This is a genomic window from Epilithonimonas sp. (assembly GCF_032055105.1).
In the GTDB taxonomy this organism is placed as follows: domain Bacteria; phylum Bacteroidota; class Bacteroidia; order Flavobacteriales; family Weeksellaceae; genus Epilithonimonas.
Genome location: NZ_DAMBRK010000003.1, coordinates 267,608 through 289,994 on the forward strand (window position 1 = coordinate 267,608; position 22,387 = coordinate 289,994).

22 protein-coding genes are annotated in these 22,387 nt (G+C 32.9%); 11 read left to right on the plus strand and 11 right to left on the minus strand.

The features are described 5' to 3' along the window. Window positions 1-27 precede the first annotated feature (27 nt). The 4 genes from RTY06_RS04030 (at window position 28) to RTY06_RS04045 (ending at window position 4,700) form a co-directional block, all read left to right on the plus strand. Window positions 28-1,797, plus strand: a complete 1,770-nt coding sequence (locus RTY06_RS04030) for a DUF2075 domain-containing protein (RefSeq protein ID WP_312822995.1) — start codon at window positions 28-30, stop codon at window positions 1,795-1,797. 573 nt (window positions 1,798-2,370) lie between these two features. Then, window positions 2,371-3,198, plus strand: a complete 828-nt coding sequence (locus RTY06_RS04035; protein WP_312822996.1) for an AraC family transcriptional regulator — start codon at window positions 2,371-2,373, stop codon at window positions 3,196-3,198. 90 nt (window positions 3,199-3,288) lie between these two features. Next, window positions 3,289-3,897, plus strand: a complete 609-nt coding sequence (locus RTY06_RS04040; RefSeq protein ID WP_312822997.1) for a DUF417 family protein — start codon at window positions 3,289-3,291, stop codon at window positions 3,895-3,897. Between the two features lie 182 nt (window positions 3,898-4,079). Beyond that, window positions 4,080-4,700 (plus strand): hypothetical protein, encoded by a 621-nt coding sequence (locus RTY06_RS04045; protein WP_312822998.1) that lies wholly within the window; start codon window positions 4,080-4,082, stop codon window positions 4,698-4,700. A gap of 488 nt (window positions 4,701-5,188) precedes the next feature. Here the strand turns inward: RTY06_RS04045 and RTY06_RS04050 are convergent, their stop codons facing one another. The 5 genes from RTY06_RS04050 to RTY06_RS04070 form a co-directional block, all read right to left on the minus strand. After that, a complete protein-coding gene (locus RTY06_RS04050; protein WP_312822999.1) occupies window positions 5,189-6,667 on the minus strand; it encodes a lipopolysaccharide biosynthesis protein in 1,479 nt (492 codons plus the stop codon). Between the two features lie 81 nt (window positions 6,668-6,748). Further along, a complete protein-coding gene (locus RTY06_RS04055; RefSeq protein WP_312823000.1) occupies window positions 6,749-7,549 on the minus strand; it encodes an FkbM family methyltransferase in 801 nt (266 codons plus the stop codon). Window positions 7,550-7,743: 194 nt separating this feature from the next. Beyond that, on the minus strand, window positions 7,744-8,475 hold the full coding sequence (locus RTY06_RS04060) for a DUF3575 domain-containing protein (RefSeq protein WP_312823001.1): 732 nt from the start codon (window positions 8,473-8,475) through the stop codon (window positions 7,744-7,746). A 124-nt stretch (window positions 8,476-8,599) separates the two neighbouring features. Next, a complete protein-coding gene (locus RTY06_RS04065; RefSeq protein ID WP_312823002.1) occupies window positions 8,600-8,923 on the minus strand; it encodes a hypothetical protein in 324 nt (107 codons plus the stop codon). Window positions 8,924-8,948: 25 nt separating this feature from the next. Next, entirely contained in the window at window positions 8,949-9,446 is a 498-nt protein-coding gene (locus RTY06_RS04070; RefSeq protein WP_312823004.1) for a hypothetical protein, read from the minus strand. Between the two features lie 106 nt (window positions 9,447-9,552). On the opposite strand from RTY06_RS04070, the gene RTY06_RS04075 reads away from it, so the two are divergent. The 3 genes from RTY06_RS04075 (at window position 9,553) to RTY06_RS04085 (ending at window position 12,386) form a co-directional block, all read left to right on the plus strand. Continuing rightward, the gene (locus tag RTY06_RS04075; RefSeq protein WP_312823005.1) at window positions 9,553-10,350 is read left to right on the plus strand and encodes a LuxR C-terminal-related transcriptional regulator; all 798 of its coding nucleotides are present in this window, start codon (window positions 9,553-9,555) and stop codon (window positions 10,348-10,350) included. 179 nt (window positions 10,351-10,529) lie between these two features. After that, window positions 10,530-11,063 carry a glutathione peroxidase gene (locus RTY06_RS04080; protein ID WP_312823007.1) on the plus strand — a complete coding sequence of 178 codons (534 nt, stop codon included), beginning with the start codon at window positions 10,530-10,532 and terminating at the stop codon, window positions 11,061-11,063. A 210-nt stretch (window positions 11,064-11,273) separates the two neighbouring features. Then, the gene (locus tag RTY06_RS04085) at window positions 11,274-12,386 is read left to right on the plus strand and encodes an FAD-dependent monooxygenase (protein WP_312823009.1); all 1,113 of its coding nucleotides are present in this window, start codon (window positions 11,274-11,276) and stop codon (window positions 12,384-12,386) included. Window positions 12,387-12,468: 82 nt separating this feature from the next. On the opposite strand, the gene RTY06_RS04090 is transcribed toward RTY06_RS04085, so the two are convergent. From RTY06_RS04090 to RTY06_RS04105, 4 genes are all read right to left on the minus strand, one after another. Continuing rightward, on the minus strand, window positions 12,469-13,014 hold the full coding sequence (locus RTY06_RS04090; RefSeq protein WP_312823011.1) for a DUF1003 domain-containing protein: 546 nt from the start codon (window positions 13,012-13,014) through the stop codon (window positions 12,469-12,471). A gap of 50 nt (window positions 13,015-13,064) precedes the next feature. Further along, complete coding sequence (locus RTY06_RS04095) at window positions 13,065-13,967, minus strand: TIGR01777 family oxidoreductase (protein ID WP_312823012.1); 903 nt, start codon at window positions 13,965-13,967, stop codon at window positions 13,065-13,067. A gap of 106 nt (window positions 13,968-14,073) precedes the next feature. After that, on the minus strand, window positions 14,074-14,898 hold the full coding sequence (locus RTY06_RS04100; RefSeq protein ID WP_312823014.1) for a S1-like domain-containing RNA-binding protein: 825 nt from the start codon (window positions 14,896-14,898) through the stop codon (window positions 14,074-14,076). Window positions 14,899-15,094: 196 nt separating this feature from the next. Next, complete coding sequence (locus tag RTY06_RS04105; RefSeq protein WP_312823016.1) at window positions 15,095-15,322, minus strand: hypothetical protein; 228 nt, start codon at window positions 15,320-15,322, stop codon at window positions 15,095-15,097. Window positions 15,323-15,616: 294 nt separating this feature from the next. Between RTY06_RS04105 and RTY06_RS04110 the strand changes: the two genes are divergently transcribed. Further along, the gene (locus RTY06_RS04110; RefSeq protein ID WP_312823018.1) at window positions 15,617-17,377 is read left to right on the plus strand and encodes an AraC family transcriptional regulator; all 1,761 of its coding nucleotides are present in this window, start codon (window positions 15,617-15,619) and stop codon (window positions 17,375-17,377) included. Window positions 17,378-17,382: 5 nt separating this feature from the next. Here RTY06_RS04110 and hisS read toward each other — a convergent pair whose 3' ends face one another. Then, window positions 17,383-18,732: a histidine--tRNA ligase gene (gene hisS / locus RTY06_RS04115; RefSeq protein WP_312823020.1), complete on the minus strand. Its 1,350-nt coding sequence runs from the start codon at window positions 18,730-18,732 to the stop codon at window positions 17,383-17,385. A 111-nt stretch (window positions 18,733-18,843) separates the two neighbouring features. Between hisS and RTY06_RS04120 the strand changes: the two genes are divergently transcribed. Then, window positions 18,844-19,458 (plus strand): alpha-ketoglutarate-dependent dioxygenase AlkB, encoded by a 615-nt coding sequence (locus RTY06_RS04120; protein ID WP_312823021.1) that lies wholly within the window; start codon window positions 18,844-18,846, stop codon window positions 19,456-19,458. On the opposite strand, the gene RTY06_RS04125 is transcribed toward RTY06_RS04120, so the two are convergent. After that, window positions 19,451-20,602, minus strand: a complete 1,152-nt coding sequence (locus RTY06_RS04125; RefSeq protein ID WP_312823023.1) for an MFS transporter — start codon at window positions 20,600-20,602, stop codon at window positions 19,451-19,453. The two genes, RTY06_RS04120 and RTY06_RS04125, sit on opposite strands and share 8 nt — an antisense overlap. 194 nt (window positions 20,603-20,796) lie before the next feature. Here RTY06_RS04125 and yidD point away from each other — a divergent pair, with 194 nt between their 5' ends. Both yidD and lgt read left to right on the plus strand, forming a co-directional pair. After that, window positions 20,797-21,033: a membrane protein insertion efficiency factor YidD gene (gene yidD, locus RTY06_RS04130; RefSeq protein ID WP_312823025.1), complete on the plus strand. Its 237-nt coding sequence runs from the start codon at window positions 20,797-20,799 to the stop codon at window positions 21,031-21,033. 441 nt (window positions 21,034-21,474) lie between these two features. After that, window positions 21,475-22,317 (plus strand): prolipoprotein diacylglyceryl transferase, encoded by an 843-nt coding sequence (gene lgt, locus RTY06_RS04135; protein ID WP_312823032.1) that lies wholly within the window; start codon window positions 21,475-21,477, stop codon window positions 22,315-22,317. Window positions 22,318-22,387 lie beyond the last annotated feature (70 nt).

Genomic DNA, 22,387 nt, shown 5'->3' on the forward strand with positions numbered 1-22,387 from the left:
ATTTACTTTGAATTTTCCATTCCACGAATGGGAAAACGAGTAGACAATATTTTAATTACTAACAATTTCATTTTTGTTATTGAATTTAAGATTGGTGACAATCATTATACGAAAGACGCATATTACCAAACAATAGATTATTGCCTTGACTTATTGAATTTTCACGAAGGCAGCCACGATAAGACAATTATTCCAATTTTGGTTGCAACTAAAGCACCAAACGAAACAAATGACATTCAACAAGCAATTCAACTAGACAATTGTATTCTTTGCAATGGAGACAACTTCGAAAGCACTTTAAAAAACATTTTAAGAACTCAAACAGTGACACAAAACATAAATGTTTCTGAATGGGAAAATAGTACATACAAACCAACACCAACAATTATTGAAGCTGCGCAAGCATTGTATAAAGGACATAACGTTCAAGAAATTTCACGAAGTGACTCGGGAGCAATAAATCTTTCCCGAACAGCAAAAGCAATCAACGAAATTATTGAAACTGCAAAAGCAAAAAAACAGAAATCAATTTGTTTTCTTACTGGTGTTCCTGGCGCAGGAAAAACGCTTGCCGGTTTGAACATTGCGAACGAGCGACTTAAAGCAGATGAATCTGAACATTCTGTTTTCCTTTCAGGAAATGGTCCTTTAGTTGACGTGCTAAGAGAAGCTTTGACTCGCGACTCTGTTGCAACTGCAAAAGAAAATGGTGAAAAACTAAAACGTACAGACGCAGAACGTGAAGCAAAAGCATTTATTCAAAACATCCACCATTTCCGAGACGACAACTTAAAAACAGAAAAACCTCCAATAGAAAAAGTTGTCGTTTTTGACGAGGCCCAAAGGGCTTGGCAAAAAGAACAAGTTTCAAAGTTTATGAAAACCAAAAAAGGGATTGAAGACTTTGAAATGTCCGAACCAGAATATTTGATTAGCGTAATGAATCGCCACGAAGATTGGTGTACGATTGTCTGCCTAATTGGTGGCGGACAAGAAATCAACACAGGCGAAGCCGGTGTTTCCGAATGGATAGAATCATTAAAACAGAAATATTCAGATTGGAATGTTTATTATTCAGATAAAATTCTAAGTGAAAAGTCAACATACTTGAACAATGAAACACTTTTAAATTGGCTACAAGCAAATGGAAATAAAGAAACAGATTTGCACTTGGCTGTTTCCATTCGTTCTTTTAGAAGCGAAAAAGTTGCTTTGCTAATTCAAAATATTCTAGAAAACGAAAGTGAGAAAGCAAAAGATGTTTTTAATTCAATCAAAAACAATTATCCTATTTTCTTAACACGAAACTTGAACAACGCAAAAAAATGGCTGAAAGAAAATGCGAAAGGAACTGAACGAATTGGAGTTGTTGCAAGTTCTGGCGGACGCAGGTTGCGTGCAGACGGAATTGACGTAAAAAATGAAATTGAACCTGCAAATTGGTTTCTAAACGGAAATGATGACGTTCGGTCTTCATATTATTTAGAAGACATTGCAACCGAATTTGATATTCAAGGCTTAGAAATTGACTTTACTTGTGTTGCTTGGGACATCAATTTGTATCACAACGGAAGAGAATGGAATTACCAGAATTTTAAAGGTTCAAAATGGCAAAACATCAATCAAGATTCTGCTAAAAGCTATCTTATAAATTCTTATCGTGTTTTGCTAACAAGAGCAAGACAAGGGATGATAATCTATGTTCCTAATGTTGACGATACTGATGCAACAAGACCAAAAGAGTTTTATGATACAACGTTTGAGTATTTAATAAAATGTGGACTGACAACAATATAAAAAAATGCCCGAACTGCTAACATTGGTAACCGCTGCACAACCCTCTTTTTCTGAAAAAAACTAAAAATAGAAGACCTCTTTTAAAGCGATTTAAGAGAGGTTATTTGTTTTTGTTTGAGTTATAATTTTGGAATTTCGGGGGGGGGGGGCTTAATTTAAGATTATGGTGGTCGTATAAGGAAGATTTGGAAAAAGCAAAAGATTCCCTTTTGGAAATTCTAAAATTTGGGAGTGAATCTTGATTTTGCGCGTTGGGAACTTGAGGTATTTCTTCAGATTCTTGTGCATTTGTATGTTTAAATTCACGAAATAATAGGCTGAGAGAAAAGGCTTTTTGCGTATATTTGAGTTGTGCAACAAGGGCATTGTATTGGCGAAATGCGGGGTTAAAGTCTGGATTGAACTACTCTACTTCTTTGCGCCGCTATTTTTCCATTTCACTAATTTTTTGTAAGTTAGTTTCATGGAAAAAATATCGGCTTACATTTGTCGAAATTGAACTTTCAGTTCTTCTTTCGCCCACACTTCGCAAAGCCTTTTTCCGTTAGCTGTAATTTTTAAAGAATATCAGGCTTGAATCAAATCTCCATACAAAATACTAATAGCGACTATTTTTTGAAAAGTGTAAGCAAGCCTTTTTACCAAATTTTAGTATTTAATGGTTGTGGTAAGTTTGAAATAAATCTAACTCATTATGAGTTCACTGGTTATACAATATTATTTCTAACTCCTTATCAACAATTTAAATGGTTAGACACTAATAAAACAGAATTACAACTGATACAATTTCATGGTGATTATTATTGCATAGAATATCATAAAAACTTGATTTCATGCAATGGTATTTTATTTAATAACATTTACGAAAAACCTTTTTTCAAAATAGATAAAGTTTATTTCGATGAAATATGTGATATTATTGATAAAATGAAAAAAGAATCAAGAAATGAAATAGAAAGCCCTTTTACAAATTCTATAATAAAATCCTATTTACAATTAATCTTATCCATTTCCAGTAAAGAAAAATCAAAATATCTTACAAACATAAAGCCTAACGAAATTCCAAATGAAGATCTTGTGCTTTTTCAAGGTTTATTAGAAAAACATTATAAAACTGAAAGAAGTGTAGCATTTTACGCTTCATCATTTTATCTTTCAACAGATGCCTTTAGTAAAAAAATCAAAAAGCAATTTTCAAAAACCCCTTCGCAACTTATTCAAGAACGTGTTATTTTAGAAGCTAAAAAATTGCTTCATCTTACTTATAAATCAATAAAAGAAATAGCACAGGAATTGAATTTTGAAGACGAATTCTATTTTAGTAGATATTTCAAGAAAATTGTAGGTGTTTCGCCAAGTTTGTATCGTAAAAATGTTGGAATTTCAATAGTGGCTAAATAGTCTATGTATTTACCTTATTTGTCTATTCTAATTGCATCCAAAGGCTTTTACATTTGCTAAAATCTTTAATAATAGTTTAAAATTTAGAAAATGAAAAGTCTAGCGTTATTTTTAGCTTCACAACAATCAAATTTCATCAACCTTATCCGCATCTCAATTTTCATTGTTATGGCATGGATAGGTGGGTTAAAAGTTTATCAATATGAAGCAGATGGTATAGTTCCTTTTGTGACGAATAGTCCATTGATGAACTTTTTTTACAATAATTCAGGCAATGTTACTTTAAACGAAAAGGGGGAAAAAGTAGCTGAGTATACTTTACACAAAAACCCAGAAGGTAAAGTTGTGCAAAAGAATATAGATTGGCATAAAGAAAATGGAACCTACCTGTTTTCTTACGGATTAGGAACTGTAATTTGTGTAATTGGGTTACTTGTTCTTTTAGGCATTTGGTTTCCTAAAATTGGGTTGATAGGTGGTTTATTAACTTTTGGAATGTCTTTAGTAACACTGTCCTTTCTTATAACAACTCCAGAAGTTTATGTTCCAAACTTAGGAGGCGATTTTCCAACTCCGCAATTTGGTTTTCCATATCTTTCGGGAGCAGGTCGATTAGTATTGAAAGATATTATTATGTTGGCTGGAGGATTAATCATTGCATCAGATAGTTCAAGAAAATTAATAAAAAACTACAGTTAACATCGGTAATCGTTGCATAACTCCCTTTTTCTGAAAAAACTAAAAATAAATGACCTCTTTTAAAACAATTTAAGAGAGGTTGTTTGTTTTTCATACTTAAAATTAATACAAACTAGTTATAAAAAAACCAATATTTTGATGCATTGGAAAGAAATTTGCTCCAATTTTTGCAAATCATACTTATGAGAGTTTTGTATTTTGCATTTACATTTTTATTATTAGCATCTTGTGCTACAAAAAAGTACACGAAAGCCAACCTCCTACCCGATGGTCTAAAATCTGCAACTGAAGAGGTTTACGACACGTCCAACAACCAGAAAAAGCTTCTCCATAAAAAGGAAATGACTTTTACTAAGAATGGTCGTATCAAATATTCGAAAACGTTTGATTCTAATGGAAAACTTTTGCAGGAAACGGAAAAGAAATTGTGGTTTACGGTAGAACGATATCCCGACAAAGATTCTTATTACTGCAAAACACGATGGAAACCCAATCAGCGCGAACGCATCAGCTGTTACACCAAGAAGCAATATAAACAGAACGAAAGCATCTATCATTACAACAAAAATGGCAGTATTGATAAAATCGCAGATAACTTTGAGACTTTCAATACGAGACAATTTCATTATTCTGATAATGAACTTTCTAAGATTGTGATTACAGGAAAAGACAACAAAACGATTGATGAATTGTCAATTAATTGCATAGAAAAAGACGAGATAGGAACTTGCCTGAAACAGACTAGAATTTCTAATAAAAATGGTGAGAAACAAGAGATTCTTATTTCCCCGAGATATTATTAGAATTTAGAGCCTGTTTTAAAAAATATAAAACCAAAAAGTCATATAAGAAAAATCAAAAAAAAAATCTTTCAAAGAGCAAAAAAGCTAACTTTTGAAGCCATTAACCTAATTTGAACTTTTGATAATCTTAAGGAAAATTAAAACCACAAAAGTCACATAAGAAAAATCAAAAAAAAAATCTTTCAAAGAACAAAAAAGCTAACTTTTGAAGCCATTATCCTTATTTGAACTTTTGATAATCTTAAGGAAAATTTAAACCACAAAGTCACATAAGAAAAATCAAAAAAGAAAATCTTTCAAAGAGCAAAAAAGCTAACTTTTGAAACCATTATCCTTATTTGAACTATTGATAAACTTAAGGAAAATTAAAACCACAAAAGTCACATAAGAACACCTTAGTTTTGAAAATCTTCGATTTTTGAATTACAGTAAACTTAGAATCATATTAGTCTCGTTTAATCTTAAGTGACTAAATTGTTTATATAACTTTAAAATTTGAACAAACTCTTGATAAAAGCCTTGTTAAGATACTTGTCCAACGGATAGATTTTCAGGAAATAATTCCCAATGAAAAGCAACCCCAAAACTACCGCTGGTTTGTAGAATAGATTAAGGATATTGAGTTTGAAATCTGGAAGAAACATTGCAACATTGATAGAAATACAACCCAAAATCATGGCGTAAATCATCTCTATCCCCAAAGGAAAAACCTTGAATTTGATATAATTGAAAATGATTTTGATGAGATTAAATAAAGACAAAGAAATAGCATAAGCAATCGCAATTCCTAAGATTCCCAAATCTGTATATTTCAGGAAAATCATATTGGTTGTGATTGTCAAAACTGCCAAAATCAACATCACCACAATATTGAATTTGTAATATTTGGAAAGCGAAATAATGTGTCCGTTGAAACCTGTTGCCAAATCGAACAACATTGCAAATCCCAGAACCCAAACCACAGGTTCTGAAGAACGCAAATCTTCTCCATTCTTCATAAAGTCCGCCAAATAAGGAAATCCTACAACGATACAACAGAACAAAACCAAACCGAGAAAGAACAAACTGAGCGATGTTTTCTTATGAAATCTGTCTAATTCTTTGTGACTTCCGGAAGCTAATTCTTTATTAATAATTGGAGCAGAAATATTGAAAAGCCCCATTTGAGGAACTGTTATCAAGGAAATAATGGCGTAGATGTTACTATAAATCCCATTTTCGTGGAAATTGATGAATTCGCCAATCATCAGGTTGTCAATATTAATCGCAATATAATTTCCGATATTTCCTAAAAAACCGAATAAACTGTAAGTGAAAATCTCACGATAAAAGTTATCTTTTTTGAAATAATCCAGACCAAAATCTGGTTTGATTTTCTCTAGTCTGTTTGTGTAATAGCCGTAACCAACAAGCGAAATCACAAACATCAAAAAGAAAAATCCATAAGCCATTTTATCCGCAAAACCCAAAAAGAAAAACAGACAGAATGCGCCAATATTGGCTATTTTAGGAACGAAATTTTCGAAGATATTAGGAACTACGATTCTTTTATAATTGGTCAAAAACTTATTGAAAATCGATGACAAAGCCAAAACCAAAACCATTGGCAAAATCAGGAGTTTCATTTCCCATAGTTTGGAAGTCTGCAATTGTGGGAATAGGAAATTAATCAAAAAATATGCGCCTACGAAAATCAAAAAATTAATGACAACTGCCAGTAAAGAAAGACTCAACATATTATGATGTTTCCCATCTGCATTGACTCTACTGAAGAATTTGACATTGGAAAAACTGAGCCCGAAAACTACAATCGGCACCATAATCTCGGCCGTCGGCAAGATGTAACGGAGCTTTCCGTAAAACTCCATATCATAAGGAAAAATAAATATAGAAGAAAATGTTCCCAGCAAAAAGCCAAGATAACCGATTATCGAATATTTTACACCTTGTCTTGCTACGACGCTCATAGATTGGTTGTTAGTTGATTGTTGTTGGTTTGTTAGGCTGAGGCTCTCGAAGCCTTTTAAAATTAAATTTCCATAATTTCTTTAAAACTCTATCGAAGTCTTCGGAAGAAAAATGATATTATTAATGTAATCTTTGTAATTCTTCACATTATCTGGATTCTGTTGATTCAGGAATTCTTCTGTCAAGATTTTCGGTTTCAAAGTTTCTCTATCCAGATAATTGACCGAATAGCCCCAATCTGCAATTTTTGAAATCAAAGTCCAAAGATTTTCTTTGTGATGGCGCTGTTCCATCTCAACCATCAGAATTGGTTGGTATTTTTCGATTGTTTTTTTGGCACCTCCCAGGGTTTGCATCTCATTTCCTTCGACATCAATCTTAATGAAATCGATTTTTTTAAGATTTAGATTTAAATCATCCAAAGGTTTAACTTCAACTTTCTGAAGAATGGTTTTCTCTTCATTTTTTTCTTTAATCGAAGTCTGCAAAGTTCCTCTTGTATGAACTTTTTCTCCATTAATGACAGGAATTTTGAATTCTGCTGTCGTGGAAATATCAGACAACGCCACAGAAAACAGATTGACTTTTGGAAATATCCGTTTCAGTCTTTTGAATAATTGTTGGTTGGGTTCGAAAGCGAAGATATTTTCTGGTTTCAGATGATTTTCTAAAGTGTAAAGATAAGCGCCAACATTGGCTCCAATATCCACAAAAACAGAATCTTTTGCCAAAACATCTTTAATCCAAAGAAACTCTGGCTCTACTTTTCTTTGCAAAAGATTATGAGCAGTAAGACCTTTCAGTTTTTTGAAAAATCTGCTTTTGTAATAAGACGGGGAAATGTACTGGAGATTCTCTGCCAGCTTACTATAAACTCTCATCGATTTTTGTCATAAAGAAAAGAACGACAAAGAAAAGGCATTTATTTTACAAATCATAAAGTTTTGTTAAGAGAATGTTTTTTTATCAATATTGAAGATATTTTAAGTTGCGCAAGGGCGCTTTGCTTAGCAACTGGTAAAATAAAACCTGCCGAGAAATGGCAGGTTTTGGGTGAGAAAAAATTAGGAATAGTTTAAAATCTATACCCAAATGATAAACCCGAACGTAGACCAGCCCAAGGACCATCAATCTTAACACGAACCTCTTTTGAATCAACTTCAACTTCATATTTTACAATAGGAATTTCAAAACTATTAATATCATCTAGAATTGCTTTTTGATCTTCCGGAGAAAGATTAGCGCCCGATCTTGTATTACCATTTATATTACCTGACGAAAAACCATAATGTCCACCTACAATCCACCAATCTAGCACCCAGTTTTTCTTTTTCCCAAAGTACCATTGTGCACCCATCATAAGACCGAAACTATTTGCAGATATATCACCTGCCATATCAAGTGTAATATCTCTCTCCATATCATTAGAGTCTACATAGGAAAAGTTGTAAACCATATTATCCATTTTAAACTTTGTGTAGCGATAATAGGGTGCAAAATAAAAACCGCTATTATAGTTTTCACCCAAGTATATTCTCGGCTCAATAGTAAAAGACATCAAGGACATTTCTATATTTTTGAATTCATCATCCACATCATCTTCAAAGTATTTTTTGATTAAGGGAACATCTCCTTTTGCAATAGAAGACAGCCCAAGACTGATTGAAAATGTTTTGTTTAAGGATCTTTCGTAGGTCAAATTTAGATTACGAAAAGCATAAGCGGTAAGATTGGTTTTAATAATATTCTTACCTTGTGCTGTAAGCAGACCTGAAGCCAGGATTAGAAAAATTTTGAAAGTTTTCATTATATATTTTTTTTAGTTTTATAATTTAACAAACTACCCAGACTTCTTGGGGGAAATCTGAAGCAGTTTTGTTTTGGTCTTGGAAACGATAGCTGTTGGACATTCTATTTATCTTTTTCTTCTATTAATCTTCATTAAGGTACCATTTTGTAAGATCATTAGGATGAGAGCGGTCTAGATAGAATTTTAAAGCATTGGTAAGTGCATGACAAACCACAGGTTTTTGCAATCCCGAACTGGTATAGATACCTGCGCAAGTATCACAAATCTCCATTAGACCTAGGATATTGCCATTCTTTTTATAAAAAACCAACAGATATCTGGGCTTGTAGCAACCTGCAACTTTGGATTCTTTGCAAAGCACTTGCTCATAGAGAACATACTGCAAACTCTCTCTAAAATTCTTGGCTAGCGGATTACGCACCAATATCTTGTTTTCTGGACCCACTCCCTCAACTCTCAAACCCTAAAACTCAATCATACCAACTGCCGAGTTCTATTTCGTAGCCTGCTTTTTCAAACGCTTTTTGGAGGGGTTCTCCAAAGTGTTTGTTGTGTTTTTGGAAACGGATGCCTGTGAAGAACATATTGTTTACTCCGTTATACTCTGGTTCGGCATTACTTTTCCCGATGTATTTTCTATTAATCTTAACAGCGGATTCTTCTGTATCCAAGATGACATTGATATCTTTTCCTATTCCTGTGATTTTATTTAATGCGGCTTCCTGTTGTTCTATATAATGTCCGTTTTCGCCTTTATATTCTAGTTCAACTTTCAATATATTGCCAAGAAAAGTATAAGGTTTTACGATTTTGATGATATCGCCAAAATGGTTGTACTCTGTTTTGATTCCTAAGTCATTCTTTAGATGACCATTAAGAAGCTTGACAATCTCTGAAGTTTGTGAAAACACCGATGCAGAAAAGAAAACAAAAGCCAAGAATAGGCTTCTTGAGAAATGAGCTTTCATAGTGATGAGATTTAAGCAAATATAAATACTACATCAAATACAAGTAAATACCTTAAAAAAGGTATTTTTTATCAGAAATATTGTTAATTTTATAAAAACTATTACGATGAAAGAAAAATCTATTGCAAAACCTACAAAACCTCATCTACTATCAGATATCTGGAATGCTCATCCAGATGCATTAAGCAACAACTACAATGCAGTTACCGATCCTCCATCAGTTGAAAAAATCATTGGCGAAATGTTTGCAATGGGGCCATTCTATTATTATGTGATTAATATGGCAAACAGTACTCTAAGCAACCATCATCCAGAACTACTGAACATGCACGGACTAAAAAAGCAGCCTCAGCATCTTAAAGAGATTATCAACCTCATTCATCCTGATGATTTAGAATTTGTGATGCAAGCCGAGAATATGACTTTACAACAAATAAAAGAAATAGGCTTTGAGCATCAACTTAATTTAAAATCTAGTTACTGCTTCCGTATGAGAACTGCAAAAGGTAATTACGAAATGTTTCATCATCAAGCGCTCCATTCTTTGAAGGATGAAAATGGAAGATTGCTACAAGCGGTCAATATCCACACCAATATAGAACATATCACTAAGATTAATCCTTATACTGTTCTAGTCACTGGCATTGGAGGACGAACAGACTTCCACCAAATGCAATACAACAGCAAAACCATACAAATCCCTCAACCAGAAATCAATCTTACAAAGAGAGAAATAGAGATTTTATCTTTACTAGCAACTGGTTACACCGCAAAAAAGATTGCCGAATATTTGAACATATCTTATCATACAACCACAACCCATCGCAAAAATATATTCAGCAAATTGAAATGCACCAAAATATCTGAACTTGTAAAAATAACTTTGGAATTGGGACTTATTTGAGATAATTGATAATTGATAATTGATAATTGATAATTGATAATTAACCATTGTTTCCCAAACTTGTTTTAAATTTGATTTTTAAATTATCTTTATGACATCGCCGTTTTACAAATCTTCAAAAGATATTATACCAACTGGCGATTGAATATAATCATTAAAAAAAATTTAAATAACTTTATATGAAATATTTATTCATCATTATGCTATCAATTTTTGGGTTTTCAAAAAATAAAGCGCAGGCAAAATCGATTCACAGTTTCAAAGTAGAAGCTTTGGATGGTTCTACGATTGATTTTTCTAAGTTCAAAGGCAAAAAAATATTGGTTGTCAATACTGCTTCCGAATGCGGATTCACGCCTCAATATGCAGATTTGGAAAAACTATACGAAGCTTACAAAACCAAATTGGTTGTAGTGGGTTTCCCTGCTAATAATTTTGGTGGACAAGAACCTGGAGCGAATCACGAGATTGCAACATTTTGCCAGAAAAATTATGGCGTTACTTTCCCGATGGCGGCGAAAATCTCTGTAAAAGGTGGTGACATTGCGCCAATCTATAAATTCCTGACTCAGAAAAAAGAAAATGGCGTAAAAGACACAGAGGTTAAATGGAATTTTACTAAAATTTTATTAGATGAAAAAGGTCACATTCTCGATAGTTTTGAAAGTAAAATAACGCCAATGAGCGAAAATATTACAAAGTATTTGAAATAGGGTTTGGAAACTCCATTGGTCCACACAAAATCAATATTAGATTAAGTAAGATTTCTATTCATCAAATGATTTTAAAGCAGGACTTTTGGGTCTTGCTTTTTTATTTTAATTTGCGGGTATTGATAAAAGAGGACAATTGTCTTATAAAAAAATCTCAACATATACTTCAAAGACACAAACATCTTTTTCATTTAGTAATAAGTTCATAATATGAGCATCTCAATCATAGGTGGCGGAATTGGCGGACTGACTTTGGGCAATTTTCTAAAGCAACAAAACATCGATTTCAAAATCTATGAAAGTGCATCGGAAATTAAACCTGTCGGAGCTGGAATTGCAATGGCAGGAAACGCAATGCAGATTTTTGATAAACTCGGACTCAAAGAGAAAATCGAAAATGCAGGAACCAAAATGCACGCTTTAATCATTACTGATAAAAAACTCAAAACTATTTCCAAAACTGATGTTCTGAAACTTGAACACAAATATAACGTTTGCAATATCGCAATCCACAGAGCTGATTTGCAGAAAATCCTAAGTGAAAATATTACCGAAAACATCATTCTCAATAAACGTCTTGAGACGATTGAAAAGAAAGAAAATTACCACTTGACTTTTCTGGATAAAACTAAAATTGAAAGCGAAATTGTTTTTGGTGCTGATGGTGTAAAATCTTTGGTTAGAAATCAAATTCTAAAATCAGGAAAAATCCGAAGTGCCGGACAAAAATGTTGGCGCGGAATTCTAAAAACTGAAATTCCGGAAAAATACAGCCACAATGCCTACGAAATGTGGGGCAAAGGAAAACGTTTTGGCTTTGTGAAAATCAGAGAAAACACATTGTATTGGTATGCTTTGGTGAACGAAAAATTTTATTCTGACAACATAGATTTGTTAAACGAATTCAGAGATTTTCATCCTGACATTTTGAAAATGATTTCTAAAACATCCAAAGAAAATATTATTCTGAATGACATTATCGACCTTAAACCTATGAATCATTGGTCAGCAGAAAACCTTTGTTTGATTGGAGATTCTGCCCACGCAACAACGCCTAATATGGGACAAGGCGGTTGTCAAGCAGTTGAAGATGCTTATGTAATTGGAAAATTATTAGAAACTGAAAAAGATTGGAACAAACTTTTTTCTCAATTTGAAAAAATCAGAAAAGACAAAGTTCATCATATTGTGAAAACCAGTTTTAAAATCGGGAAAATTGCACAATGGGAAAATTTCACAAGAATCAGGGATTTTATTTTTAGAAATATCCCAGAATCTGTGAATCAAAAACAGATGGAAAAAATTCTGAAATTAGAAATTTAGTTTTTTAAAGTCTTCGAGAACCTCAGACTGACAAGGTTTAATAACATTTGAAAAAAAGACTGAGATTGTTAAAAATAGAGAACTACTCTTCTTCTTTTTTAATTTTCTCAATTAAGCTTTCTAGTTCTTTTATTTTATCTTTCAGGTTTTTGATATCATTTTTGTTGTTGGAAACTTTGCTTTTCAGCATTACAGTTCTGGCGCGTTCGCCATGATCTTCATCGTCTTCGTCTTCATTAATTTCCTCCACATCTTCCTGGATTTCATCAATATCTTCCTGAATTTCTTCTACGTCTTCTTGAATCTCTTCAATATCTTCCTGAATCTCATCTATATCTTCTTGGATCTCGTTAACATCTTCCTTCAAATCCTCGATATGTTCGGAACTTTTGTTGACAGACATCTGGATAAAAATTGCCAAATAAATAGCTTCCAAAGAAACAATAGTTGTAAGAACCAGCAACATATGTTCAAATTCTACAATATTAAAAATTGGTAAAGCAAAACTGACTATAAAAAAAATGGTATGAAAAACAAGCGACTGAATAGAACCTACCCACCAGATAATTCCATTGGCAATTTTTTCTAAAAAGGACAGTTTTTCTTGATTTTCTTCTGTAAGTCTCATTGGAAAATTTTGATAAAAGTAAGGATTAAAAAGGCGATTTGCAAAACCCCTTAACTAATAACGTCCGTAAAAGCTTTATCCAGATTATCATATTTAAATTTGAACCCCGAATTTTCAATCTTTCTGGAAGAAATCTTACTGCCTTCCAAAGCTAAAACCGACATATTACCCATAATACTTTTGATAATAAATTGGGGAATATTTGGTAAAAATATTTTTTTGTTGAGATAGGAAGCAAGTTTATTTATAAGTGTTTCGTTGGTTACAAAATCTGGAGCAGAAGCATTGTAAGCCCCGTTCATTGTAGCATCTTCAACCGCTTTGCAATAGATGTTAATCAAATCATCGATATGAATCCAAGGAAAATATTGTTTACCTGTACCAAGAGCAGAACCCAAGCCTAAATCTATTGGTTTTTTGAAAACTTCCAAAGCTCCTCCTTTTTCTGATAAAACTGTTGCTGTTCGAACTCTTACAACTCTGCTTCCAAGGTTTTGGAACTGTAAGGCTTTCAGCTCCCAATCTGTACAAACACAACCTAAAAAATCTTCTGCTGGAGCATCATCTTCCGAAAAATTCTGTTCAGAAGTAACCTGACCATAAAACCCAACAGCTGATGCAGAAATAACTGCTTCCGGATGGATATTCTGCTTCTGCATCTCTTCATAGATGAATTGTGCAGAACTTACCCTACTTGCGTAGATTTCTCTCTTGTAAGAGTCTGTCCAGCGATTACTGATTGGAGCACCTGCCAGATGAATAAAAATATAAGTATTGTCAAGAGCTCCTTCTTCCAAAAAGCCATTCTCATAATCCCAAACATAAGATTTGAAATCTGATTTTTCTTTTTTTGAACGAACCAAAATCTCAACTTGATAGCCACGCTCGTATAATTTTCTAGAAAGCTTTTTACCCACTAATCCTGTAGCGCCGCTTATGAGAATTTTCTTCATTAATTATTTAATTTCCTCTTGGCTAGCAAAAACAATTCCAAATAAGAAGAATATTAATATTTTTAAAAAAAAATGATAATTGTTTGAATTAAATTAATAACCACTACTAAAGCAACTTAACCTTATCCTCTTGTATATCAATCACTTTATCTTTATACAAACTACCAATAGCTTTTTTAAAATTTTTCTTGCTCATTTGCAATTCATCTTTAATTTCTTCGGGAGAAGATTTATCAGATAGATAAAGAAGCCCGTAATTATCATTCAGTTTATCGATGATTTTCTGTTTGAACTCGTCAACATTTTCAAAACCTTGAGCTTGGAGAGTGACATCTATTTTACCATCTTCCCGGATAGTTTTGATGTAACCAGACTCGTCTGAAAGGGGATATAGTTTTTTGAAAACATCAGATGCATAGACCAATCCGATATATTTTTTATCTATTACAACGTTCCAGCCAATCTCTGACTCGTTCATCATAATTAGATCTACCCTATCACCATTTCTGTAAGGTAGATTTTCGTATTGAGGGTTACGTTTGAACTTGGTAGTACCAGTGGTTAGTCCAGTTGCCTCGTCAGTATAAACATAAACCAGATAACGTTTACCTTCTAGAATTTTGGATTTTTGCTGTTTGTACGGGATAAAAAGATCTTTTATAATTCCCCAATCCATAAAAGCCCCAGTTGGAAGACTCTGAACACAAGTCATCACAGCGAACTCACCAACTTCTGCATTGGCTTTTTCTGTAGTAGCTTTCAGATTACCGTCGTCTTGATATACAAAAACGTCTACTTCTGCCCCAATTTCCCATGATTCATCTGCAAAAACTTTCTGGATGAATGCTTTTTCACCAAGTTCATCTTTAAGGATATAACCTGACGAAATTTTTTCTGCGATTGTGAGAGTTTGGGTTTGACCAGCGTTCATAGGATTTAATTTGAGGCAAAAATAGACAAACTTTTTTTAATCTAATCTGTTACCCAAAATTCCTAAAATAAATATAAAAGGATCTTTCTATTTTTCAACTTAATATCAAATTCATAAAAACCAAAAACCTCAATTCATAAAAATATGAGTCGAGGTTTTTTATAGGTATTAAGGAATGAATGTCTTAAATAAATGACTACCAGCTTGAAGTATCTCTTGGTGGATCTTTTGGTGGGTCTAAAGTCATTTCGGGTCTAGAACTAACCTTTGCAGAATCAGAGACAATTGTAACTTTTCTATTTCCTAAATTCTCTTGAGAACTCTTGTTAAACTCTGTTTCTGTAATGGTATCATCATCTTGTCTACACGAAACAAAACTGAGAGATACAAATGCGATTGCTAAGATTGAAAAGATCTTTTTCATTTATGGTATAATTTTAAATTTCAAATTGAGTTTACAAGAAAATAATTCTGTTTTTATTCTGTGACGAAATTATACTCTAACTTTGACATTTGAAAGCTTTTCTTGTCTTTATTAGGAAATCATGACGTCCTAATTCACAAATCAGAACATAATTAAAACATTGAAAGTCAGCAACATAAACAGCAAACAAGAGAATACATATACATCTTCTTTTTCTACTAAATAGTTATTAATAATATTTAAGATTTATGTACTTTTGCAGATAGAAATGATTAATTTCTATAAAGCTCCTCAATGAAAGGCTACTTCTTTTTCATATTTTTTTTAGTAACTGGTTTTGTTTTTTCCAAAGACAAGGATCCTAAATCTTATGATTATTACCGAGCAAAATATGAAATTTTTAAGGAGAATGATGATCGCGCATTTTTATATCTCAATCCATATATAAAAAAAGCTAAAAAAGAAAACAATCCTGATGAACTTTTTCAAGCCTATAAAGATGCTGTATTCTACACTAAGTCTATCAATCGAAAACTTCAATATGCAGATAGCTGCATAGATGCTGCATATAAATCAAAACACGATGACAGAATCTCAGCTTCGTATGTGATGCGAGGAGGTATTTATTATTCTAAGCTAAAAAAATACAGACCTGCATTGGATGAATATCTGATGGCATACAAATATGCAAAAAACAGCAGCGATCTCTATCTTAAAAATAAAATAGCATACCACTTAGGCGTTATCAAAAACTATCTTGGTTATCACGAAGAAGCTATAGAACTGTTTAAAAACAGTGTCAGATATTTTGAGACAGAAGTTAATACTACTAATTCTAAATTTGCGAATGAAATCTACAACAACCAAAAAGGATATCTGAACAGTCTTCATCAAATGATTGTGTCTTACAGACATTTGAAAAACACAAAGAAAGTAGATTCTCTTACAGATATTGGTTTGTTAAAAACATTTAACAACAAAGATTTTTTATTAGAAAGAGGATACTTTTTGAAATCAAGAGGGATTAGCGAATTTAATAACAACAAATATCTCGCTGCCATAGAAAACCTTGATCAATCACTCAAATTGATGAGAGATGATTTCGCTTGGATGTCGGTTGATTATTTTTACATTGGCAAAAGTTATTTAGCACTTAATAACGAAGATCTTGCAATTACCAATTTTAAGAAAATAGATTCTATTTTCAACAAACAAGAGTTTTTACTTCCAGAACTAAGGGAAAATTATGAGCTTCTTATCAACCATTACAAAAAGAAAAAAGATTCTGAGAAACAGCTTTACTACACCACTCAACTTCTAAAAGCTGACAGTATCATATCTAAAGATTTTGCTTCACTTTCTCTTAAAATCCATAGAGAATACGATACTAATACTTTGATAGAAGAAAAAGGAAGATTAGAAACCGCAAACACTTGGGGTATTTATATGATTTTTGGACTTTTGATTACGGCAACAATATTGGTTTATGTTTTATTCAAAAGACACAAAAAAGGAAAAGAAACCTTGGATAAATATCATATTTTACAGGAAAAGCTACTAACTGACAACTACATTGCTAGATTAGAAAAACCTACACCTATTGCTAATCAAGAAAATAGTGAAGATAAAAAGCCGCAGATTACAGAAACTATAAAAAAAGATCTTTTGCTAAAGCTGAGAAAATTTGAAGAAAAAAAACAGTTTAATCAAAAAGGTCTTACCATTCATAAGCTAGCAATTCAGTTTGAAACCAATTCCAATTATCTCTCTCATGTGATCAATGAGCAAAAAGGAATGAACTTCAACAGATATCTTGGTGACTTAAGAATCAGACACATCACCTACTTATTATTCGAAAAAAACATCTATCTCAATTATACTATTGATAGCCTAGCAAAAGAGTGTGGCATTGCGTCTCGACAAAATTTCTCGGATTTGTTTTTTGAAATCAATGGGATTAGACCCACAGATTTTATTCGAAAAAGAAAACAAGAAATTGAAGATATCAATTATCCAAAAATAAAAAGCGCTACAAGTCTAGTATCTGATAATTAGAATATTTATTGTAAAAACTCTTCTATTTTCAATGTTTGCTGTTCTCCAGAAACAAGATTTTTAACCGTAACTGTTTGCTCTTTTATTTCCTGTTCACCAAAGAAAACAAGATTCTCGATTACTTTTTTCTCTGCGTAAGTGAATTGCTTTTTCAATTTTGAAGCTTCCGGATAAAGTTCTGCAGAAATGTTTCTATCTCTCAACTCAGAAATTAATTTTAAAGCTTCAATAGATTCTGCTTCTCCGTAATTAGCGAAAAGATATTTTACTTTGACATCAGAATCTTCTGGGAAAACTCCCAATTCTTCCATCACCAAATAAATTCTATCTAAGCCAAAAGAAATTCCAATCCCTGGAATATCTTTAACACCAAAAACTTCTGTCAAGTTATCATAACGTCCACCGCCACCGATAGAACCCATTGCAACTTCATCTGCTTTCACTTCGAAAATGGCACCTGTATAATAATCCAGACCTCTTGCTAATGTAATATCAAAAACTAAGTTTTGAGAATCGATTCCAAGGTTTAAAGCATTAGTAATCACAAATTCTAACTCTTCTACACCTTTCAATCCGATTTCATTTCCTGCGAATTTTTCTTTCAGATTAAGAAGATTTTCCAAAGCGTCATTAGTTTGACTGAAAAGGAAATCCAATTTAGAGATTGCTTCTTCAGAAATTCCTTTTTCAAGCATTTCTTTAGTTACTCCATCTTTTCCGATTTTATCTAATTTATCAAGGGCTACAGTAAAATCAATTAATTTATCTGCAATTCCTGCATAGTCAGCCAATCCGGAAAGAATTTTTCTATTATTAATATGAATCGAAACGGATAATTTTAAATCTTTGAACGATTTGAAATATAATTGCAATAACTCCACTTCCTGCCAAAGACTCGTACTTCCTACAACATCTGCATCACATTGATAAAACTCTCTGAATCTACCTTTTTGAGGTCGATCCGCTCTCCAAACCGGTTGAATCTGATAACGCTTGAAAGGAAAAGCCAGTTGTCCGTGATTCATGGCTACAAAACGTGCAAACGGAACTGTCAGGTCATAACGAAGTGCTTTTTCCGAAATCTGAGAAATCAGTTTTTGAGAATTCTTATTATTCCAATCTTCTTCATTTGTTTTCGAAGCATAATCTCCGGAATTAAGGATTTTAAAAATCAATCGATCGCCTTCTTCTCCATATTTTCCTGTCAAAGTAGAAAGGTTTTCGAAACTTGGCGTTTCCAATGGCTGGAATCCAAATAATTCAAAATTCTTTTGTAATGTATTGATAATATATTTTCTTCTGGAAACTTCTTTCGCAGTAAAATCTCTTGTTCCTTTTGCTAAGCTTGGCTTCATTATATTGATAAATGATGATTGATAAATGATAATCGAGTGCAAAAATATGAATTATAAGCGGAAGGCTAAATTTTTGACTTTCATTAATTCAAAAAATAATAAATTTGAAATATGAGTTTATTTGAAGACCAATTCGAAATCATAGAAAACATTCTGCCTTACGACGGAACAACTTCTTATTATGGAAAAATATTTTCTGAAGAAGAAGCAAACAAATATTTTCAAAAATTAATGACCGAAGTTGAATGGAAAAGTGATGAAGCTGTTATCTTCGGAAAACTCATTGAAACCAAAAGAAAAGTCGCTTGGTATGGGAATGAGGAATTTAGTTACACCTATTCCGGAAGAACCAAAACGGCTTTACCTTGGAACAAAACACTTCTTGAAATTAAAGAAAAAATTGAAAATGTAAGTGGAGAAACTTTCAATTCCTGCTTGCTGAATCTGTACCAAGACGGTTCCGAAGGAATGGCTTATCACAGTGACGGCGAAAAGGATTTGAAAGATAATGGCGCTATCAGTTCGGTGAGTTTTGGAGCTGAAAGGAAATTCAATTTCAAACATAAAACCACGAAAGAATTGGTTTCTCTAATTCTTGAACACGGAAGTTTATTAATGATGAAAGATACGACTCAGAAATTCTGGTTGCATAGATTGCCTACGACTACAAGAATCATTAAGCCGAGAATCAGTCTGACTTTTAGAACAATTGATAAATCTAAATGACAGCCTTGTACTTCTTGATAAAACCAAGACAAAGCATCAAACCTATAATAGATAATCCTGCACCAACCAAAGACGGATAATTGTAAGTCAATCCATATTCTAAAGGTAATCCACCGAAAAATGCACCTATAGAATTTGCGATATTGAAAGCAGCTTGCATAATTGCAGCAGCCATCATTTCAGAATTTTTTGCAGTGCGCAACATTATAATGTTAATCGGAGTTCCAACAGCCATCGATAAAACGCCACAAATAAAGGTAAGAATCAAAGAAATAATTTTGTTTTCTGAGAAGAAAAATACACAAACCAAAGCTAAAATCATTGCCGTAAAAAGAATAGCAGCAGCCAAAGCTGGTCTCATTTTGTCAGACATTATTCCACCAAGAAAATTCCCAACAACCATTCCAGAACCCGCCAAAACCATAATATAAGCTATAGATTCTGTTGGAAATTGAGAAACATTGGTCATCAAAGGTGTAATGTAGCTGAACCAAGCGAACAAACCTCCAAATCCAATAGCCGAAATCGAAACAATATGCCAAGCTTTAATCGTTTTGAAAAACTCCAATTCGTCTTTCAAAGTTACGGTTCGTAGGCTATTCATATAAGGAAGGAGAAATTTCAACGCAATAATCGTAATTAATCCAATGAGCGCAACAACACCAAAAGCATATCGCCAAGACAGTTGATGCCCAAGCCAAGTCACGAAAGGAACCATCGCAAGGTTTGCCAAAGTAAGCCCAGCAAACATCATTGCAATACTTTGTGCCTGCTTTCCTGGTTTTGCCAATCGTGAAGAAACAACAATTCCAACCCCGAAAAAAGCACCGTGAGGAAGCCCAGATAAAAATCTAAGAATCATCATCGTGTAATAATCATTTGACAAAGCCGACAATCCGTTGAAGATTGTAAAAGCAATCATCAAGAAAATAAGTATTCTTTTAGGTGGAAATTTTGCAGCATAAGCGACCAAAATTGGAGCACCAACAACCACTCCAGCAGCATAAGAAGAGATGAAATGCCCAGCTTGCGGAATAGAAACATTCAATGATTTGGCAACATCTGGCAAAAGTGCCATTATTACGAATTCTGTAGTCCCAATTGCCAATCCGCCTAATGCTAACGGAAGTATTCTCTTATCCATTTTGCAAAAATCAAGATTTTATCAATTAAATTCAAATTTAGATGTTGCAAAATCTATAATCATATCATTGATTTAAACTATTGTTTAAATTTGGTTAACATTAAAAATAAAAACATTTCAATATGCAACTGTTATTGTTAGTTAATTTTGATTTGACTAATGTTTTTTCTATTATTTTTGCATAACTTAAAATTATGTTGAACAAAATTTTGACTTTCCCGATTGTCGTTTTGATAAAATTTTATCAATTTGCCATTTCGCCTTGGTTGGGGAAAAATTGCAGGTATGATCCTACTTGTTCGTATTATACTTTAGAAGCACTGAAAGTTCACGGACTTTTGAAAGGAAGCTGGCTTGCCATCAAAAGAATTGGAAGTTGTCATCCTTGGGGAGGCGAAGGTTATGACCCAGTTCCACCCAAAAAACATTAAAATCAATTATCAATGAATCATATTTTTCTTAGATTTTATCTAATCCTTTTCGCAGGGATTTCTCAATTGTTTTTTTCGCAAAGCACTTCCAATCAGCTTTCTGATGGAACTTTGAAAATCAATAATAAAGAAACTGTTGCTGTAAAAATATTTGCTACTCAAAATAGTACAAAATTTTATGATGAAGCTTTTAATAATTTTCCTAATGAATTGGTTATTCTAAACGAAGATAATATCAAAGCAGAATCTGCTGAACATCTTGGGAGCATCCAAAATATTTTATTGAAGTACAAAGCTTTTGGTTTTCAATTTTTGGATAAAAATTTTAAGCCTGTTGATGCGACATTGGAACAGAAGAACATAGAAAATTTCAAATATCTATTAAAATCTAAAACGGTTCTGAAATCAACCGATAATGTAGAACTAGAAACAAGTTTCAAAATTTGGGATCCTATAAAGGGAATCAAACTAGGACCTTTTATGCTACATTTTTATAGTTTGATGTTCATTTTTGCTTTTGGTTTAGGTTATTTCATTATGGCAAAAATCTTCAAAATAGATGGTGTGGATGAGAAATATCTGGAACCATTTTTTACTTGGACTTTGGTAGGAACTATTCTTGGAGCGAGATTGGGACACGTTATTTTTTATCAGCCAGAATTATTCAAAGAAGATTTCTTGAGTGTTTTCTTACCAATCAGTACAAGAGGAGGGTTGCATTTTACAGGATTTTCCGGTTTGGCAAGTCACGGTGCAGCCATTATGGTTATTGCAACGACGCTATATTATAGTTTAAAAATCATCAAGAAAAATCCGCTTTGGGTTTATGACAGAATCGGAATCGTAGTAGCTTCTGGAGGTGCTTTTGTGAGAATGGGAAATTTTTTCAATTCAGAAATCATTGGAAAACCAATTGACCCAAATTCTCCTTTTGCATTGCTATTTCCACAACAAAGTTCTGAATATGGTGTTACAATTCCGCGTTATCCAACTCAACTTTTTGAAGCATTTGGTTACGTTTGTCTTTTCGTTTTGCTTTGGTTCTTATATAAAAAAACCGATAAAAAATATCAGCAAGGTTGGTTATTCGGATTGTTCTTTATCATTCTTTGGGCGATCAGATTCTTTGTCGAGTTCCTGAAAGAACCACAAGGTGACGAGATCATTCATTTTGCAGGACTTAATACAGGTCAGGTTTTGAGTATTCCTTTTATGGTTGCCGGATTGGTGATTATGATTTATTCTAAGAAATTCAAACTTCCGAAAGAAGAAGCAACAGTATAAAATTTAAACTCCCAGATTTAGACTGCACCCAAAAGTTTAGACAAAATTAAATAATATTTTGATAGGAAAG

Excerpts from the sequence above, each read along its gene's own strand:
- RTY06_RS04030 (WP_312822995.1), top strand. The coding sequence starts at position 28 with ATGGGAAAACGAGTAGACAATATTTTAATTACTAACAATTTCATTTTT.
- RTY06_RS04040 (WP_312822997.1), top strand. The coding sequence starts at position 3,289 with ATGAAAAGTCTAGCGTTATTTTTAGCTTCACAACAATCAAATTTCATC.
- RTY06_RS04045 (WP_312822998.1), top strand. The coding sequence starts at position 4,080 with ATGAGAGTTTTGTATTTTGCATTTACATTTTTATTATTAGCATCTTGT.
- RTY06_RS04050 (WP_312822999.1), bottom strand. The coding sequence starts at position 6,667 with ATGAGCGTCGTAGCAAGACAAGGTGTAAAATATTCGATAATCGGTTAT.
- RTY06_RS04055 (WP_312823000.1), bottom strand. The coding sequence starts at position 7,549 with ATGAGAGTTTATAGTAAGCTGGCAGAGAATCTCCAGTACATTTCCCCG.
- RTY06_RS04060 (WP_312823001.1), bottom strand. The coding sequence starts at position 8,475 with ATGAAAACTTTCAAAATTTTTCTAATCCTGGCTTCAGGTCTGCTTACA.
- RTY06_RS04070 (WP_312823004.1), bottom strand. The coding sequence starts at position 9,446 with ATGAAAGCTCATTTCTCAAGAAGCCTATTCTTGGCTTTTGTTTTCTTT.
- RTY06_RS04075 (WP_312823005.1), top strand. The coding sequence starts at position 9,553 with ATGAAAGAAAAATCTATTGCAAAACCTACAAAACCTCATCTACTATCA.
- RTY06_RS04080 (WP_312823007.1), top strand. The coding sequence starts at position 10,530 with ATGAAATATTTATTCATCATTATGCTATCAATTTTTGGGTTTTCAAAA.
- RTY06_RS04085 (WP_312823009.1), top strand. The coding sequence starts at position 11,274 with ATGAGCATCTCAATCATAGGTGGCGGAATTGGCGGACTGACTTTGGGC.
- RTY06_RS04090 (WP_312823011.1), bottom strand. The coding sequence starts at position 13,014 with ATGAGACTTACAGAAGAAAATCAAGAAAAACTGTCCTTTTTAGAAAAA.
- RTY06_RS04095 (WP_312823012.1), bottom strand. The coding sequence starts at position 13,967 with ATGAAGAAAATTCTCATAAGCGGCGCTACAGGATTAGTGGGTAAAAAG.
- RTY06_RS04100 (WP_312823014.1), bottom strand. The coding sequence starts at position 14,898 with ATGAACGCTGGTCAAACCCAAACTCTCACAATCGCAGAAAAAATTTCG.
- RTY06_RS04105 (WP_312823016.1), bottom strand. The coding sequence starts at position 15,322 with ATGAAAAAGATCTTTTCAATCTTAGCAATCGCATTTGTATCTCTCAGT.
- RTY06_RS04110 (WP_312823018.1), top strand. The coding sequence starts at position 15,617 with ATGAAAGGCTACTTCTTTTTCATATTTTTTTTAGTAACTGGTTTTGTT.
- hisS (WP_312823020.1), bottom strand. The coding sequence starts at position 18,732 with ATGAAGCCAAGCTTAGCAAAAGGAACAAGAGATTTTACTGCGAAAGAA.
- RTY06_RS04120 (WP_312823021.1), top strand. The coding sequence starts at position 18,844 with ATGAGTTTATTTGAAGACCAATTCGAAATCATAGAAAACATTCTGCCT.
- RTY06_RS04125 (WP_312823023.1), bottom strand. The coding sequence starts at position 20,602 with ATGGATAAGAGAATACTTCCGTTAGCATTAGGCGGATTGGCAATTGGG.
- yidD (WP_312823025.1), top strand. The coding sequence starts at position 20,797 with ATGTTGAACAAAATTTTGACTTTCCCGATTGTCGTTTTGATAAAATTT.